Source organism: Streptomyces sp. DSM 40750 (assembly GCF_024612035.1).
GTDB lineage: Bacteria > Actinomycetota > Actinomycetes > Streptomycetales > Streptomycetaceae > Streptomyces.
Genome location: NZ_CP102513.1, coordinates 2,935,502 through 2,951,466 on the forward strand (window position 1 = coordinate 2,935,502; position 15,965 = coordinate 2,951,466).

Here is a 15,965-nt window from a genome sequence, read left to right on the forward strand (position 1 = left end):
GTCCGGCAGAACTTGAAAGTTCTACGACCATCGTTTTTCGGACATGGAGACCACAACGGGGTTGCCGCGGTTCGACTTTCTGAAATGCGACCTCAGAGCCGGGAAGGCGCTTTAGCCATGCTGAAAAGTGGCAAGCCATTACGATTGAGAAGACTTTCGCTGGCCGGTGACGACCGGCACTTGCTCATACCGCTCGACCACAGCGTTTCGGACGGCCCGGTCACCCCTCCCGGGCAATGGGAAGAGCTGTTGAAGGCGTTGGTGGCCGGCGGGGCCGACGGGATCATCGTCCACAAGGGACGTGCCCGCACACTCGCCCCGGACGTCCTCAAGACCTGCGCGCTGGTGGTGCACCTGAGCGCCAGTACGGCCTGTTCCGCCGATGTCGACGCCAAGGTGCTGGTCGGCGATGTCGAGGAGGCGGTGGCACTCGGCGCGGACGCGGTGAGCGTCCATGTGAACATCGGCTCGGACACCGAGGGGCGGCAGCTCGCCGACCTGGGGGCGGTGGCCCGTTCGTGCGACATCTGGGGCATGCCGCTGATCGCGATGGTCTATCCGCGTGGTCCCCGGATCGAGAACCCGCACGATCCCGCCCTCCTCTCGCACATCGTGAACGTCGCCGCGGATCTGGGCGCCGACATGGTGAAGACCTCCGTCGCCCTGCCGCTCGACCGGATGGCCGAGGTGGTGGCCCACAGCCCCATCCCCGTCCTCGCGGCCGGCGGACCACCGGACGGCTCCGACCTCATCGAGTACGGCACCGCCGTGATGGCCGCCGGCTGCCGGGGACTGGCCGTCGGCCGCCGGATCTTCTCGGCCCCCTCCCCCGCCGCCCTGGTGTCCCGGCTGGCCGCGGTGGTGCACGGCGCCGACGGAATCACTAGTGACATGAGCATGACTACCCCTACTCATTACTCGACGATCGTGGCAGGTGTCGCATGAGGTTCGCGTGGATCGATCTCCGTGAAGTCCCCCGTCCGCAGCTCCAGGCGGTGGTGGACGCGGCCGTCCACGCCCGGATGGCCGGGGTGGTCTCCGCCGACGCCGAGTTGCTGGGGACGCTGCCGCCGACCGTGACCCGGGTGCTGGTTCCCGGCGGACCGGCGGCGGCTCCCGCGAAGAAGGCGGGCGAGAAGGCCGACGGCAAGGGGGACAAGGAAGCCGCCCGAGCCGAAGCCAGGGCCGCGGCCGACGCCAGGGCCTCCACCGGTTCCGGAATCGACCTCCTGCTGCGGAAGTTCACCACCCAGGACGAGCTGGACGCCCTGGCCGCGGAGAACCGGGCCACCGCCGGCCCGCCCGCCACGGGTACGCCGGTCACCGGTACGCCCGTCGCCGGCTTTGTCGACGTACGGGACGACCGCACCCTTCAGCTGTCGTGCGTGGGCGCGATGGCGCTGCCGTACACGGTGATCCACTTCGCGGATCCGACGAAGATCCCGTTGGAGATCGTGCTCGCGGCGGCCGAGTCGGCCGAGGGCAAGCTGGTGACGGTCGTCGGGGACCTGGAGGAGGCGGCCATCGTCTTCGACGTCCTCGAACGCGGTTCGGACGGCATCCTGTTCACGCCCCGCGGCGCCGACGACGTGTTCGCGCTGGCCCGGCTGCTGGAGGCGACGACCCCGCAGCTGGAGCTGTCCACGCTGACCGTCGAGAGCATCCGGCACGTCGGGCTCGGCGACCGGGTCTGTGTGGACACCTGCTCGCACTTCGAGGAGGACGAGGGCATCCTCGTCGGCTCGTACTCGTCCGGGTTCGTGCTCTGCTGCAGCGAGACCCACCCGCTGCCGTACATGCCGACCCGGCCGTTCCGGGTCAACGCCGGCGCCCTGCACTCGTACACGCTGGGCCCCGAGAACCGGACCAACTACCTCAGCGAGGTGGGCTCCGGCAGCGCCCTGCTGGCGGTCGGCGCCGACGGCCGCACCCGGCGGGTGGTGGTCGGGAGGGCCAAGCTGGAGTCACGGCCGCTCCTGGAGATCCGTACGCACGCGGAGGACGGGCGGCTGGTCAGCCTCACCGTGCAGGACGACTGGCATGTGCGGGTGCTGGGCCCGGGCGGCAAGGTCCTCAACGTCACCGAGCTGCAGACCGGTGACGAGTTGCTCGGCTATCTGGCCCAGGACAAGCGCCATGTGGGCCTGCCCATCGGCGAGTTCTGCAAGGAGGTCTGAGGCCTCATGGGCGAACTCGTGGCGGCCGCGGCCGGCCGGGACGGGATGGGTGTCCTGGTCCAGCGGCTGTTCGACGCGCGGGGCGACGGTCTGCCGTATCTGACGCACCAACAGGGGACCGTCACCAGGGGTGAGTTACGGGAGCGGGTGGCCAAGCAGGCCGCCGTGTTCGCCGGTTACGACATCGGGCCCGGCTCCACCGTGGGGCTGCAGACGCCGCCCAGCTTCACCCAGGTCGAGGTGCTGCTCGCACTGTGGCGGCTGGGCGCTCAGGTGATGCTCTTCGACTTCCGGCTGAAGCCCGCCGAGGTGGACGCGCTCTGCGCCACCTGCCGACCGCAGTTCATGGTCCGGGCGGGCTCCAACGTCCGGGCGGCGTTCGGCTTCCGGCCCGAGTACGAGGTCGCCACCGAGTGCCGCAGGGCCGGGCGGCCGGCCGCCGGCGGGCATCGGCTGGTGCAGTTCAGCTCGGGCTCCACCGGGCGGCCGAAGGTGATCGGCAGGACCGCCGCGTCGATCGCCGCCGAGATCGAGTCGTTCGCCGCGGTCCCCGGCATGCCGGCCGAGGGCGACCGGCTGCTGCTGCTCAGCTCCACCGCGCACAGCTTCGGACTGCTCGGCGGGCTGCTGCACTCGCTGGCGGCCGGCGTCTCCGTCGTCTTCGCGCCCCGGGTCTCGGCCCGCGACATCCTGCGGACCTCGGCCGAGCACCGGATCACCACCCTGTTCGGGGTGCCGATGCACTACGAGCTGCTCGCCGCCGCCCTCGATCCCCCCGAGCTGCCCGAGCTGCGGACCGCGGTCTCCGGCGGCGAGCTGATGCCTCCCGAGGTCGCCGTGCGGTTCGCCGAACGGTACGGCGTAGGGGTCGGCGAGGCGTACGGCACCACCGAGACCGGCATCGTCGCCATCGATGTCGGCGGCGCGCTCCGGCCCTCGGTCGGACGGCCCGCGCCGGGTGTCGTGGTCCGGGAACACAAGGGCGAACTGGACGTCGCGCTCACCGAGTCGCCGTATCTCTTCGACTCCGGCGGCACCCAGTACACGGACGGCTGGCTGCACACCCGCGACCGGGCCCGCGTGGCAGCCGACGGCACGGTCACCGTGGGCGGCCGCGCCGACTCCCTCGTCGTCATCGGCGGCCTCAAGGTCGACCTCACCGAGGTCGAGCACGTACTGCGCGCGCACCCGGCCGTCGAACAGGCGGTCCTGGTCCACGAGGACGTCACCGAGGCGTACGTGGCGGTCGCCGCCGGGGCCGAGAACCCGTCGGCGGAGGAGCTGCTGCGCTGGTGCCGGGAGCGGCTGGCCGACTACAAGCTGCCCCGCGTGATCCGGGTGCTGGAGTCCCTGCCCCGCACCTCCAACGGGAAGCTGGTCCGCCAGGCGGCGACGCTCCAGGCGGCGGCGAGCGGCGCGTAGCCGCTCGACGAGCACCTCCCGTACGACTTTTCGCATGGCCCTCGCACGACATTCCACATGGAGATGGCGATCATGAGCACGTCCACCCTGGACAACGAGATCCGTGAGTTCGTCCTGACCACGGTCATCGACGAGATGAACATCCTGCTGAGCCGCGACGGCATCACGGACGAGAGCCCGGTGACCGTCGGCGGGCTGGAGCTGGACTCCCTGAGCCTGATCGAGCTCACGCTGCGGCTGGAGTCACGGTTCGGCGTGGAGATCCCCGACACCGACATCGAGCCCCTGGCCTCCCTGACCCTCGGCGGGCTGGTCGCCGAGGTCGTCGGGCGCGGGGCGAAGGCATGAGCGCGGAAGCCTCCGCGCCGCCCGTCATCACCGTCGACACCGTCCGGGAACTGCTGTCCGACCGCAAGATCTTCCCCGGTGTCCCCGACGACCTCGGTGACGACGCCGAACTGGTCCTGGACTCGCTCGGGCTGGTGTGGCTGCTGCATGTGGTGGAGGAGCGGTACGGCCTGGTCGTGGAGCCCGGCGACGAGGACATCGCGGGCCTGACCTCGCTCCGGCGGCTCACCGAGTTCCTGAGCGCGGCCGGGGCGGCTGGGGCGGACGGGGGTGGCCACGTTGACCGGTGACGTGACGGTGACCGGGTTCGGCGTACGCACCGCGTTCGGCACGGGCGCGGACGCCCTCCGGCGCGGGGTATTCGCCGGCATCCCCTCCTTCGCCCCCACCACCAGGTTCGACACCGGCCCGTACCGTACGCCGATGGCCGGCGCCGCCCCCGACGGCCCCGACGCGGTCGAGGGCTGGGCCCTGCGCCACGCCCTCGCCCGGTGCGGCACGGAGGCGCTCGCCATGGCGGACCTGCCGCAGGGGACGGACGCGGCGGTGCTGCTGGGCATCGCGGGTGACTGCACGAGCATCACGCGGTACTGGCGGGAGGCCGCGGGGAGGCCGGGGGCCGAAGGGAGCGGTGGCGGCGCCGCGGACCACGGCTCGGCCGCTTCGCGGCGCACGGTGACGAACGGACAGCGGGAGTCGGCGCCGCAAGGGCCCACACGGGACGTCTCCCGGGGCGGGCCGGGCGGAGTGGTCGGACGACGCACCGAAGTCGGGGGGCTCACCGAACCCGGCCTGGTCCACGCGCCCCGGAGCGACGCGGCGGTCGCGGCGGCGCGGCTCGCCCAAGCCGGAGGGCTCGCCGGACCCGGCCAGGGGCACGCGCTCGGCATCGACCCGGCCCTCGCGGCGGCGGCGCGGCTCGCCGATGCCGTGCCCGCCCACCTCGCCGAGTCGCTGGCCGGGGGCCTCGGGCTGACCGGGCCCCGGCTGACCTTCACCAACGCCTGTGTCGCCTCCGCCGCCGCGATCATCCATGCCTGTCGGCTGATCTCCTCCGGACGGATCGACGCGGCCGTCTGCGCCGGCGGCTATCTCGTGGAGGAGGAGACGTTCGGGAAGTTCGACTCGGGACGGGCGCTGTCCCGGGACGGCATGGTGCGGCCGTTCAGCGCGGACCGCACGGGGCTGCTGCTCGGCGACGGGGTCGCGGCCGTCGTACTGGAGTCGGCCGAGCACGCCCGGCGGCGCGGGGCCCGGCCGCTGGCGAGCGTGGTCGGCTGGGGTGCGGCCACCGACGCCCACCACATCGCCCAGCCGCACCCGGAGGGCGTCGGCCTGGCCCGCGCGGCACGGCAGGCGCTGCGGCTGGCCGGGGACCCGGACGGGTCGAGCCTCGGCTATGTCAACGCCCACGGCACCGGCACCAAGTACAACGACGGTGCCGAGACCCGAGGGCTGCGCGCCGCCTTCCCGGAGCGGGCCGAGTCGATACCGGTCAGCTCCACCAAGAGCACCACCGGCCATCTCCTGGAAGCGGCCGGCGTCGTGGAGTTCGTGATCACGCTGCTGGCCCTCACAGACGGCGTACTGCCGCCGACCGCCGGTCTCACCCAGGCGGACCCGGAGTGCGACCTGGACTACGTACCGAACGAGCCCCGCCGGGCCGACCTCCGCCGGGCTCTCACCGTCAACGCCGCCTTCGGGGGCGCCAACACCGCACTCGTCCTGGAGCGGCCGTGACGACAACGGAGAACACAAGGACGACGGAGAACCCGGGCAAGCCCCTGTCGGCCGGGAAGGCACCCCTCCGTTCGCCCCTCGGCGTCCTCACCACCGCCACCGCGACCCACGGCACCGGGCGCGACGGCGACATCCCGCTGCCCCGGCTGCCCGGGTTCGTGGAATCGGCGTTCAGCCCGCTGGCGTACGAGGTGGCCGCGCGATGCCTGACCGAGCGGCCCGATGGGGGCAGCCCCCGCTCGAGCGAAGCCGGGAGTGGGGGAGGCTCCCGCACGGCCGTCGCGCTGGCGAGCCTGATGGGGGACACCACCACCGCGGACCTGGCGAGCCGGCGGGTGGTCTCCGGGCGGGTCCACAACCCGCTGCTGTTCATGCAGGCCACCGCCAACTCCGTACTGGGCCACATCAGCCGGGAGTTCGGGATCACCGGCCAGATGTTCAGCCTGTCCACCCTCGACGACCCGGTGACCGAACTGCTGGCCATGGCGGACCTGCTCCTGGAGGACCCGGAGCTCGACCAGGTCCTGGTGATGGGCGTGGAACTGGGCGGCGGCGAACGGCTGGCCGCCGTCTACCGGGAACTCTCCGCCGACAGCGACCGCCCGGTCCCGGACCTCCCCGAATCCGCCGCGCTGGCGGTGGCGGTGATGCTCGGCCGCCCCGGCGCCGACACACCGGTGACCATCCGGTCGACCCGGACGTACGACGGCGAAGACCCGGCTCCCGCCACGCACCCCGGCAGCGTCCAGGGCCTGTCCGACCTGGCCGCCGCGCACCGGCGACTGCTGCGGGAGGGGGGCACCCACGTCCTGGTCACCGAGGAGCGGGCGCCCGCGTTCCTCCTCACCGCCGATTCACCGGCATCCCGGCCGACACTCCCCCCTGCGCTCCCGCACGCGCTCCCCGATGGAAACGAGACGGAGACCCATGCTCATCAGTAGGCAGGAGCGGGCGCGGATCTGCTCCGACACCGAACTCGGCGCCGGCAACATCCTGCGGCGCCTGCGGGCGTACGAACGCCCGCTCGAGGAGCCGGTGTTGCGGACCGACGGCACCTGGCGGGCACCGGACGGCAGCCGGCCCGAGGTGCTGACGCTCGGGCAGTTGTACGAGGTGGTCGAGACGTACGCGGGCTGGTACGCGGCCCAGGGCGTGCGGCCCCGCGACCCGGTGGCCATCCACTCCTACTCGGCGGCCGAGTTCGCGGTGAACTTCCTGGCGCTGACGTCACTCGGCGCCGTCCCGTCGTTCGTCAACGGCAATCTGTCCCCGGAGATCGCCCGGAAGTACGTCCGCCGGCAGGGCGCGGTGGGCGCCTTCACGGACGAGGCGCACCGCGAGGTGCTGACGGGAGACGAGATCGGGCTCGGCTTCTGCGTCACCGCCGCCGGGATCCGGCCGGAGCACCGCGCGTCGCTTCCGCCGTCGTACCCGTACCGGCACGACCCGACCGACCCCGTGCTCATCTCCCACTCGTCCGGCACCACCGGCCTGCCCAAGGGTGTGCCACACACCCACCGGACGCTGATGTACGCCCAGTTGCACCGGCTGCGCTTCTCCACCGGGGCCGACATGGAGCGCACGCTGGTGGGGCTGCCGGGCGCGCACAACGCGATGGTGGCGACGCTGCTGTACTGCCTGCTGCTGCGCACGGACATCAAGCTGCTGTCCAGCCAGCGCGGTACGGATGTGCTGGACGCGGTCGAGGAGTTCCGGCCGACGACCGTGCTGGCGTTCGCCGGGACCTTCGGCGAGATGGCGGCGGAGGATCTGACGGCACGTGATCTGTCCAGCGTGCAGGTGTGGTTCAACACCGGGGACGCGGCGCACGAGGCGCACATCCGGGCGCTCGTCCAGCACGGGAGCCGTCTTGAGATCCGGCGGGACCTGAGCCGCGTCCGCGTCGACGGCTCGGTGTTCGTGGACGGGCTCGGTTCGTCGGAGGCCGGCTACTCCGTCTTCCACAACCGGCATACCAAGGACACCTCGGCCTACTCCCGCTGCGTCGGCAAGCCCATCAGCTTCGCCGAGGCCGCGGTGCTGGCCGAGGACGGCACCCCGCTGCCGCCCGGACAGATCGGCCGCCTGGGCCTCAAGTCGCCCACGCTCACGCCGGGGTACTGGAACGACTCGCTGACCTGGAACCGGATGCGGCTCGGCGGCTACTGGCTCACCGGCGACCTCGCCCACCAGGACGAGGACGGCAACTTCTACCACCTCGACCGGGCCCCGGACGCCGTCCGTACCCGCGCCGGCATCGTCTTCAGCACGCGCACCGAGGAACTGCTCCTGGCCGGGCTGCCCGGACTCGCCGACTGCACGGTGGTCGGGGTCGCCCCCGACGGCGTACGCGCGGACTGGGACGGCGACGGCGAGGCCGAGGCGTACGCGCTGCTCCAGGTCGCGGACGAGAGCGGGACCGAGGACAGCGGTGACGGCGACGAGGTGTGGACCGCGCGGGTCAACGCCGTGCTGACGGCCGCGGGGGTCCCGCCGGTGACCCGGGCCCTGCGGATGAAGCCCGACGACGTGGCCAAGGGAGCCACCGGCAAGGTTCTCAAACGAGTGATGCGCGACCGGTTCGCCGCCCACATGGCCGACGCGGTCGCCGCCAAGGAGCAGCACGCATGAGCACGAACACCGACGCCGACGGCGTCAATCACCGCGCCCGGGCGAGTGAGGCGTACCGGCTGTGGTGGCAGCACGACGCCAACTGGTACCAGGGGGTGGCCGCGCGGTTCGGGCAGGAGACCGCGAACGAGATCAACGCGGAGGCGCTGGGCAAGGTCGCCCTGCACGTCGGGCAGCGGGTCGCCCGGCTGTACGGCCCGCTCCCGGACACCGGCGACAGCCGCAAGGACCTGGAAGAACTGCGCCGCCGCTACGACGACTGCGGCGACCGGATGTTCCCGCCGGAACTGCGCAACGCCTCCACCGAGGTCGAGGACGACGACCTGATCGTGCTCACCCTGAAGCGGAACTTCGCGATCACCATGGTCCGGATGGCCGGTTCGCTGGAGGGCTACCGCTGCCCGTGCACCGCCATCCACGCCGGCTGGTCCGAGGGTCTCGGAGTGGCCCTCACGGAGAACAGGGCCGAGAGCTGTCTGCGGGACGGCGACAAGGCGTGCCGTCTGCTCATGCGGGTCGCCCCGTCCGTCGCGCCCGGTTCGGAGGGCTGAGGCATGCGCGTACTTGTCGCCGGGGCCACCGGAGTGGTCGGACATCCGCTGGTGGGCGCGCTGCGGGCGCGGGGCCACCAGGTCAGCGCGCTGGTCCGGCAGGGGTCCCGGGGCCGGGCTCCCGAGGCGGACGAGGTCGTGGTCGCCGACGCCCTCGACCGCGAGGCCGTGCTGTCGGCGGTGTCGGCCGCCCGGCCCGAGGTGGTCGTCCACCAGATGTCGGCGCTGCGGCTGCTGCGCGACGACCCGCCAAACGCCTTCGCCCTCACCGCGCGGCTGCGCACCGAGGGCACCGCCCACCTGATCGATGCGGCCCGCGCGGCCGGTGCGCGCCGGCTGGTCGCCCAGTCCATCGCCTTCGCCGCCGCCCCGGCCGGCGACCCGGTCCTCGACGAGGACGCGCCCCTGTACGTGGACGCCCCCGACCCCGGCTGGGCCTCGACCGTACGGGCCGTCGCCGAGCTGGAACGGCAGGTGACGAGCAGCGGCCTGGAGGGCGTGGTGCTGCGCTACGGCACCCTGTACGGCCCCCGCACCGCGTACGCCCCTACCGGCGGAACCGCCCAGTCCGTACGGGCCGGACGGCTTCCCCTGCCCGGCGGCGGATCCGGGATCATGTCGTTCCTGCACGTCGAGGACGCCGTGGGAGCGGCCGTGACGGCCGTCGAGTCCGATGCCACCGGCGTGTTCCATGTGACGGACGACGACCCGGCCCCGGCCGCGCAGTGGCTGCCGCATCTCGCCCGGACACTCACCGGCCCCTCCCCGCGTACGGTTCCGGCGGCCCTCGCGCCCCGGCTCCTCGGCTGGTTCATGGCCCATCAGCTCACGTCCGCGCACGGAGCGGCCAACGACCGGGCCCGTACGGCACTGGGCTGGAAGCCGACGAGACCGAGCTGGCGCGACGGGCTGGGCCAGGAATGACCGGCCCGGACGATGCCCTCGCCGTCTGTGTGATCGGCGCCGGTCCGCGCGGTCTCTCGGTGCTGGAGCGGATCTGCGCCAACGCCGACGGGGCCGTCCGGCCGGTCGAGGTCCACTTGGTCGATCCGTATCCGCCCGGCGCGGGCGCGGTCTGGCGTACCGACCAGCCGGGCGAGCTGCTGATGAACACGGTCGCCTCCCAGGTGACCCTGTTCACCGACGACAGCGTGGCCTGCGCGGGGCCGTCGGTGCCGGGGCCCAGCCTGTACGAGTGGGCGTGCGCGATCCGCGACGGAGCCATCGACCACGACCTGCCGGCGCGCGCCCTCGCCGAGGCGCGGCTGCTCGGCCCCGACACCTATCCGACCCGCGCGTTCCACGGCCACTACCTGGAGTGGGTCTTCCGGCACCTTTTACACACGGCCCCGCCTCACGTGACGGTCCGCACCCATCCGACGACGGCGATCGCGCTGCGCGACGACATCAGGGACGACATCGGGGAGGACGCGCGGCACGACGACATCACGGACGGGCGGTGCGACGGTGCCTCCGGCGGTCGGCGGGAGCACGTCGGCGGCGGGCGGCGGGGCCGCGCCCCGGGCGGGCCGCAGACGGTGACCCTGGAGAACGGCGACCGGCTGGCCGGGATGGACGCGGTGGTGCTGGCCCTCGGCCACGGCGCCCTGGCCCCGTCCCCGGAGGAACGCGCGCTGCGCTCCTTCGCCGACCGCCACGGCCTCACCTACATAGCCCCCGCCAACCCGGCCGACGTCGACCTGAGCGGAATCGCGCCGGGCACCCCGGTCGCCCTGCGCGGACTGGGCCTGAACTTCTTCGACTGCCTGGCCCTCCTCACCGAGGGCCGCGGCGGCACTTTCAAGGAGGGCCAGTCCGGCCTGGTCTACCTCCCGAGCGGCAACGAGCCCGTGCTGTACGCCGGTTCACGGCGCGGCGTCCCGTACCACGCCCGGGGCGAGAACGAGAAGGGCGCGCTCGGCCGCCACGAGCCCCGCTTCCTGACCCCGGACGTCATCGCCGGACTGCGGCGCCGCGCGGCCGCCGGGCGCCCCATCGGCTTCCGCCAGGACCTCTGGCCGATCGTCGACCGCGAGGTGCGGACCGTCTACCACGAGGCATGGATCCGCGCCGCCCAAGGCCCGGGGGCCGCCGAGACGTTCGTACGGTCATGTCTGGCGGGTCGAGGTGGTGAGGAGGAGACGGCCCTGCTCGACCGCTACGCCGTCCCGCCGGGCGCGCGATGGGACTGGGCACGGATCGAACACCCTTACGGCGAGCGGACGTTCACCGACCGTGCCGACTTCCGGTACTGGCTGCTGGAGTATCTGCGGCGGGATGTCGCCGAGGCCCGGCTCGGCAATGTGAACGGTCCGCTGAAGGCCGCGCTGGACGCGCTGCGGGACCTGCGCAACGAGATCCGGCTCGTCGTCGACCACGGCGGTGTCACCGGCGAGTCGTACCGCGCCGAACTCGACGGCTGGTACACCCCGTTGAACGCCTTCACCTCGATCGGCCCGCCCGCCTTCCGTGTCGAGCAACTGATCGCGCTGATCGAGGCGGACGTACTGCGGGTGATCGGTCCGGGGATGCGGGTGCGCGCCCGGGCACCCGGCCACGGCGGTGGCGTCGGCGAAGGCGGTTTCCTCGTGGACGCGGAGCTGGTGGACGAGCCCCCGGTCCGGGTCGAGGCCCTGGTCGAGGCACGGCTGCCCGCCGTCGATCCGCGGCAGAGCGCCGATCCGCTGCTGCGGGGGCTGCTCGCGGCCGGCGCGTGCGCACCGTACCGGCTGGACGGTTACGAGCCGGGCGGTCTCGCGGTGACCGACGGCCCGCCCCGGCTGGTGGACACGGCGGGCCGGCCCCACCCCCGCCGGTTCGCCTTCGGGGTGCCGGTGGAGGGTGTGCGCTGGGTGACGGCGGTCGGCATCAGACCCGGCGTCGGCTCGGTGACGCTGGAGGACTCGGACGCGATCGCGCGGGCGGTGCTGGGACTGGGGCCGGTCGGGGCCGAGGGGCCGGGGACCGGAACGCCTGGAGCCGAGGCAGCGGGGGCCGAGGCTACGGCGGCCGAGGCGCCGGAGGCCGAGTCCCTGGAACCGAGAGCGCCGCAGGCCATCGCCCCGGGGGCCGGAACGTCGGCGGCCGAAACCCCGGAGGCCGCCGTCGCTTCGGCGGTACGTCAGACATCAGGCACAGGGAGTCGAGGAAAGTGAACGCGATGTCCGTGGGCACCGACGCGGGCCTGCTCGCCCCCACGTGGGCCGGCACACCCGTGGCGGCCGAGGTGACCGACGAGGCCTGGCTGCAGGCCATGCTGGACGTCGAGGTGGCGCTGGCCCGCGCCCAGCACGCGGTCGGGCTGACCCCGGCCGCCGCGGTGGAGGCGATCGCGTCGGCGGCCCGTGCGGAACGGTTCGACCTGGTCGCGCTGGCCCACGCGGCCCGGGCCGCCGCCAATCCGGTGGTCGCGCTGGTGACCGCCTTCACCGAGGCCGTCGCCGCGAAGGACCCGTCCGCCGCGGAGTATGTGCACCGGGGGTCCACCAGCCAGGACATCCTCGACTCGGCGGCCATGCGCATTGCCCGCCGGGTGCTCGACCTGATCGCGGCGGATCTGTCGCGCGTGGGTGCGGCTCTTTCCTCTCTGGCCGGCGCCCACCGCCGCACCGTCATGGCGGGCCGCACACTGGCCCAGCACGCCGTCCCCACGACCTTCGGCCTGAAGGCCGCGGGGTGGCTGCAGCTGGTCGTCGACGCACAGGCCCGGGTACGGGCGGTCGCATGCGCGCTTCCGGCCCAACTGGGGGGCGCGGCAGGGACGTTGGCCGCGTATCGGGAGTACGCGATGGTGGACCGCGGGGGCCGGGAGGAGGGAATCGAGGAGGGCATCCGCGGCAGCTTCGACGAGGGTGGGGTGGAGTTGCTCAGGCCCTTCTCCGAAGCCGTGGGCCTCGCCGAACCCACGCTCCCCTGGCACACCGTCCGCACCCCCGTCGCCGAACTCGGCGCCGTGCTCCAGCTCGTCACCGGGGCGCTCGGGAAGTTCGCGCTCGACGTGCAGACACTGTCCCGTACGGAGATCGGTGAGCTGTCGGAGCCGGCGGCCGCCGGGCGCGGTGCCTCCTCGGCCATGCCGCAGAAGCGGAACCCCGCGCTGGCCACGCTGATCGTGTCGGCCGCGCGGCAGGTCCCCGCGCATGCCCTCGTCCTGGCCCAGTGTCTGCTCGCCGAGGACGAACGGCCCGCCGGGGCGTGGCACGCCGAGTGGCAGCCGCTGCGGGAGGCGTTGCGGCTGGCGGGCGGGGCCTCGCACACCGCCGTCGAACTCGCGGAGGGCCTGAACGTCCACCCGGACCGCATGCGGGCCAACCTCGAACTGACCGGCGGCGCCCTCGTCACCGAACGTCTGGCCGTGGCCCTGGCCCCGGTGCTCGGCAAGGTCCGTGCGAAGAAACTCCTGACCTCCGCCTCGGCCGAGGCCGCCGACACCGGCCGCCCGCTCCATGACGTACTGGCCGCCGCCCCCGAGTTGTCCGCCCGGTTCACCCCCGCCCAGCTGGCGGAGCTGCTCGACCCGGCCCACTACACGGGCGCTGCCGAGGCACTGATCGGCCGGGCTCTGCGGAGACATGAAGACGCGCGCAGCCACGACAAGAACCACGGAGGCATCCTGTGAGCATCGTGAGCCGGACGACCGGGAAACCGGCCGCCGCACCCACCCGCTCCTGGCCCGTCCTCCTGGTCGTGGTCTGCGCGCAGATGCTGATCTGGCTGGACACCTCGATCCTCAACGTCGCCGTCACCACTCTCGCCGACCCGGTGGACGGGCTGGGCGCGACCCCCGGCGAACTGGAGTGGGTGGCGAGCGCCTACACCCTGGTCGTCGCCGGGACCCTCTTCGCGGGCGGCGCGCTGGCCGACCGTTTCGGGCCCCGGAACACGCTCCTCGCCGGTCTCGCGCTCATCGGCGTGGCCTCCGCCGCGGGCGCGTTCGTGGACAGCCCGGCATGGCTGATCGTGGCGCGGGCCTTCATGGGCGCGGGCAGCGGCCTGCTGATGCCCGCGACGCTGACGGTCATCGTGCAGAGCACCCCGGAGGAGAAACGCACCCGGGCGATCGCGATCTGGAGTTCGTCGAGCGGTCTCGGCGTGGCCATCGGCCCGGTCGCGGGCGGGGCGCTGCTCAGCCACTTCTGGTGGGGCTCGGTGTTCCTGGTCAACGTGCCGATCGTCGCCCTGTGTCTGCTGGCGGTCGTGGCCGTGGTCCCGAATCTGGGCGGTTCCCACCGCCGGGTCCTCGATCTGCCGGGTCTCGCCCTGTCGGTGCTCGGCCTCGGCGGCGTGGTCTACGGCATCATCGAACTCGGCAACGGCCGGACCTGGTACGGCCCGCACGTGCTCCTGCCCCTGCTGCTGGGCGGTGTCCTGCTGGCCCTCTTCGTCGCCGGCCAGCGCAGGTCACCGGCGCCCAGTCTGGATCTGCGGCTCTTCCGGCAGCCCGGCTTCACGGCCGGCAGCGTGGTGCTGCTGATCGCCTTCATGGCGCTGGCCGGTCACCTGTTCTACGCGGCCTTCTACCTCCAGGGCCCCCGCGGCCTCTCCCCCGCCGACGCCGGGACCGTCATGATCGCCGCCGCGGTCGGCATCGTCCTGGGCAGTCAGGCCTCCCCGGCGCTGAGCCGCCGACTGTCGGCCCGCTGGACGGTCGCGTCCGGCGTCCTGGCCACCGCCGCCACCTACGTCGCCTACGCCTGGCTCGACGGGGGGACCCCCCTCTGGGTCGTCGCCGCGCTCCTGTGGATCCAGGGATTCGGCATGGGCCTGGTCGGCACTCCGGTCACGGCGGTGATGATGCGCGGCGTGCCCCCGCAGCTCGCGGGCGCCGGCTCCGCGGTCAACAGCGTCACCCGGCAGGTCGGCGGCACCCTCGGCGTGGCGATGGCAGGCTCGATCCTCTCCGGCGTCTACCGCGACCGGATGGCCGACGCCGACCTCCCCGGCACCACGCAGGGCCTGTCACCGGCCGCCGAGGAACAGGCCCGCACCTCCGCCGAAGCCGCCCGCTCCCTCGCCGATTCCCTGAACCTGCCCGAACTGGCGACCACGGCCGACCGCGCCTTCCTCGACGCGATGTACGCCGCCACGCTCGCCATCGCCGCCCTCGCCTTCATCGGCTGCGCCGTGGCCGTCGTGGGCCTGCGCAGCCGTGCGGCGACACCACCCCAGGGCGCACCGGGCCGAGAGGCACGGGACGAACCGATGCCCGAGGGAAGAGACGAACCGGTGGAGACCGCCGGCAAGGAAAGGGACCCACGATGACACAGGCGACGACGGCGACGACGAGGACGGCGACGACCCGCTCGGTCTTCGTCACCGGCGGAAACAGGGGCATCGGACTGGCCATAGCCCGCCGCTTCGTGACCGCCGGGGACCGGGTCACGGTGACCTACCGCGGTGCGGAGCCCCCCGCCTCCGAGGGATTCCTCGCCGTACGGTGCGATGTGACGGACAGTCAACAGGTCGACCAGGCCTTCAAGGAGGCCGAGGCGGCCCACGGACCGGTCACCGTCCTGGTGGCCAACGCGGGCGCCGCCCACGACCGGCTGCTGGTGCGGATGACCGAGGCGGACTTCACCTCCGTCATCGACACCAACCTCACCGGGGCCTTCCGTGTCGCCCAGCGGGCGGTGCGCGGCATGCTCCGCGCGGGCCACGGCCGTATCGTCCTGCTCTCCTCCACGGCCGCCCTGCACGGCGCCCCCGGCCAGACCAACTACGCGGCGGCGAAGGCGGGCCTGATCGGCTTCGCCCGCTCCCTGACCCAGGAACTCGGCCCCCGCGACATCACCTGCAACGTGGTCGCCCCCGGCCTCACCGAGACCGACATGAGCCGCGCCCTCACCCCGGAACAGCGCCGCGAACTGCTGCGGACCACCCCCGCCGGGCGCCTCGGCACCCCCGAGGAGGTCGCCGACGCGGTGGCCTTCCTGGCCGGCGCCGGCTATGTACGCGGGGCCGTGATCCCGGTCGACGGGGGCGCCGGGCTGGGGCATTGAGCTCCGGCGAGACCCTGGGTGCCACGACCACGGAGACCCGACGGGCCCCGGGCATCCCGGCCACCGAGACCGGGTGGGGAGGCGGACGTCGCGCGGCC

General features: G+C 73.2%; 14 protein-coding genes. All 14 read left to right on the top strand.

Going from position 1 to position 15,965, the window contains the following annotated elements; all coding sequences use genetic code 11:
- Window positions 1–117 precede the first annotated feature (117 nt).
- The 14 genes from JIX55_RS13105 to fabG all read left to right on the top strand — a co-directional run bounded on the left by JIX55_RS13105 (window position 118) and on the right by fabG (window position 15,867).
- Window positions 118–945 (top strand): class I fructose-bisphosphate aldolase family protein, encoded by an 828-nt coding sequence (locus tag JIX55_RS13105; RefSeq protein WP_257563478.1) that lies wholly within the window; start codon window positions 118–120, stop codon window positions 943–945.
- Window positions 942–2,177 (top strand): 3-dehydroquinate synthase II, encoded by a 1,236-nt coding sequence (locus JIX55_RS13110; RefSeq protein ID WP_257563479.1) that lies wholly within the window; start codon window positions 942–944, stop codon window positions 2,175–2,177. The genes JIX55_RS13105 and JIX55_RS13110 overlap by 4 nt, the downstream gene beginning before the upstream one ends.
- A 6-nt stretch (window positions 2,178–2,183) precedes the next feature.
- Window positions 2,184–3,599 (top strand): class I adenylate-forming enzyme family protein, encoded by a 1,416-nt coding sequence (locus tag JIX55_RS13115; protein ID WP_257563480.1) that lies wholly within the window; start codon window positions 2,184–2,186, stop codon window positions 3,597–3,599.
- A gap of 63 nt (window positions 3,600–3,662) precedes the next feature.
- Window positions 3,663–3,947, top strand: coding sequence for an acyl carrier protein (locus tag JIX55_RS13120; protein ID WP_177261679.1), 285 nt, complete (start codon window positions 3,663–3,665; stop codon window positions 3,945–3,947).
- Window positions 3,944–4,237 (top strand): acyl carrier protein, encoded by a 294-nt coding sequence (locus JIX55_RS13125; protein ID WP_257563481.1) that lies wholly within the window; start codon window positions 3,944–3,946, stop codon window positions 4,235–4,237. Before JIX55_RS13120 ends, JIX55_RS13125 begins: the two co-directional genes overlap by 4 nt.
- Complete coding sequence (locus JIX55_RS13130) at window positions 4,227–5,687, top strand: beta-ketoacyl-[acyl-carrier-protein] synthase family protein (RefSeq protein ID WP_257563482.1); 1,461 nt, start codon at window positions 4,227–4,229, stop codon at window positions 5,685–5,687. The genes JIX55_RS13125 and JIX55_RS13130 overlap by 11 nt, the downstream gene beginning before the upstream one ends.
- Window positions 5,684–6,628: a hypothetical protein gene (locus JIX55_RS13135; RefSeq protein WP_257563483.1), complete on the top strand. Its 945-nt coding sequence runs from the start codon at window positions 5,684–5,686 to the stop codon at window positions 6,626–6,628. Before JIX55_RS13130 ends, JIX55_RS13135 begins: the two co-directional genes overlap by 4 nt.
- Window positions 6,615–8,318, top strand: coding sequence for a class I adenylate-forming enzyme family protein (locus JIX55_RS13140; protein ID WP_257563484.1), 1,704 nt, complete (start codon window positions 6,615–6,617; stop codon window positions 8,316–8,318). Before JIX55_RS13135 ends, JIX55_RS13140 begins: the two co-directional genes overlap by 14 nt.
- Window positions 8,315–8,869: a hypothetical protein gene (locus JIX55_RS13145; protein ID WP_257563485.1), complete on the top strand. Its 555-nt coding sequence runs from the start codon at window positions 8,315–8,317 to the stop codon at window positions 8,867–8,869. Before JIX55_RS13140 ends, JIX55_RS13145 begins: the two co-directional genes overlap by 4 nt.
- A 3-nt stretch (window positions 8,870–8,872) precedes the next feature.
- Entirely contained in the window at window positions 8,873–9,793 is a 921-nt protein-coding gene (locus JIX55_RS13150) for an NAD-dependent epimerase/dehydratase family protein (protein ID WP_257563486.1), read from the top strand.
- Window positions 9,790–12,024, top strand: coding sequence for an FAD/NAD(P)-binding protein (locus tag JIX55_RS13155; RefSeq protein ID WP_257563487.1), 2,235 nt, complete (start codon window positions 9,790–9,792; stop codon window positions 12,022–12,024). Before JIX55_RS13150 ends, JIX55_RS13155 begins: the two co-directional genes overlap by 4 nt.
- Before the next feature lie 5 nt (window positions 12,025–12,029).
- Window positions 12,030–13,487: a class-II fumarase/aspartase family protein gene (locus JIX55_RS13160; protein WP_257563488.1), complete on the top strand. Its 1,458-nt coding sequence runs from the start codon at window positions 12,030–12,032 to the stop codon at window positions 13,485–13,487.
- Window positions 13,484–15,130, top strand: coding sequence for an MFS transporter (locus JIX55_RS13165; protein WP_257563489.1), 1,647 nt, complete (start codon window positions 13,484–13,486; stop codon window positions 15,128–15,130). Before JIX55_RS13160 ends, JIX55_RS13165 begins: the two co-directional genes overlap by 4 nt.
- The gene (gene fabG / locus JIX55_RS13170) at window positions 15,127–15,867 is read left to right on the top strand and encodes a 3-oxoacyl-ACP reductase FabG (protein WP_257563490.1); all 741 of its coding nucleotides are present in this window, start codon (window positions 15,127–15,129) and stop codon (window positions 15,865–15,867) included. The genes JIX55_RS13165 and fabG overlap by 4 nt, the downstream gene beginning before the upstream one ends.
- Window positions 15,868–15,965: the final 98 nt, after the last annotated feature.

Bases quoted from the DNA above. Each gene is read 5' to 3' on its own strand.
- JIX55_RS13155 (WP_257563487.1), top strand. From the start codon at position 9,790: ATGACCGGCCCGGACGATGCCCTCGCCGTCTGTGTGATCGGCGCCGGT.
- JIX55_RS13125 (WP_257563481.1), top strand. From the start codon at position 3,944: ATGAGCGCGGAAGCCTCCGCGCCGCCCGTCATCACCGTCGACACCGTC.
- JIX55_RS13115 (WP_257563480.1), top strand. From the start codon at position 2,184: ATGGGCGAACTCGTGGCGGCCGCGGCCGGCCGGGACGGGATGGGTGTC.
- JIX55_RS13140 (WP_257563484.1), top strand. From the start codon at position 6,615: ATGCTCATCAGTAGGCAGGAGCGGGCGCGGATCTGCTCCGACACCGAA.
- JIX55_RS13105 (WP_257563478.1), top strand. From the start codon at position 118: ATGCTGAAAAGTGGCAAGCCATTACGATTGAGAAGACTTTCGCTGGCC.
- JIX55_RS13150 (WP_257563486.1), top strand. From the start codon at position 8,873: ATGCGCGTACTTGTCGCCGGGGCCACCGGAGTGGTCGGACATCCGCTG.
- JIX55_RS13145 (WP_257563485.1), top strand. From the start codon at position 8,315: ATGAGCACGAACACCGACGCCGACGGCGTCAATCACCGCGCCCGGGCG.
- fabG (WP_257563490.1), top strand. From the start codon at position 15,127: ATGACACAGGCGACGACGGCGACGACGAGGACGGCGACGACCCGCTCG.
- JIX55_RS13110 (WP_257563479.1), top strand. From the start codon at position 942: ATGAGGTTCGCGTGGATCGATCTCCGTGAAGTCCCCCGTCCGCAGCTC.
- JIX55_RS13120 (WP_177261679.1), top strand. From the start codon at position 3,663: ATGGCGATCATGAGCACGTCCACCCTGGACAACGAGATCCGTGAGTTC.
- JIX55_RS13160 (WP_257563488.1), top strand. From the start codon at position 12,030: ATGTCCGTGGGCACCGACGCGGGCCTGCTCGCCCCCACGTGGGCCGGC.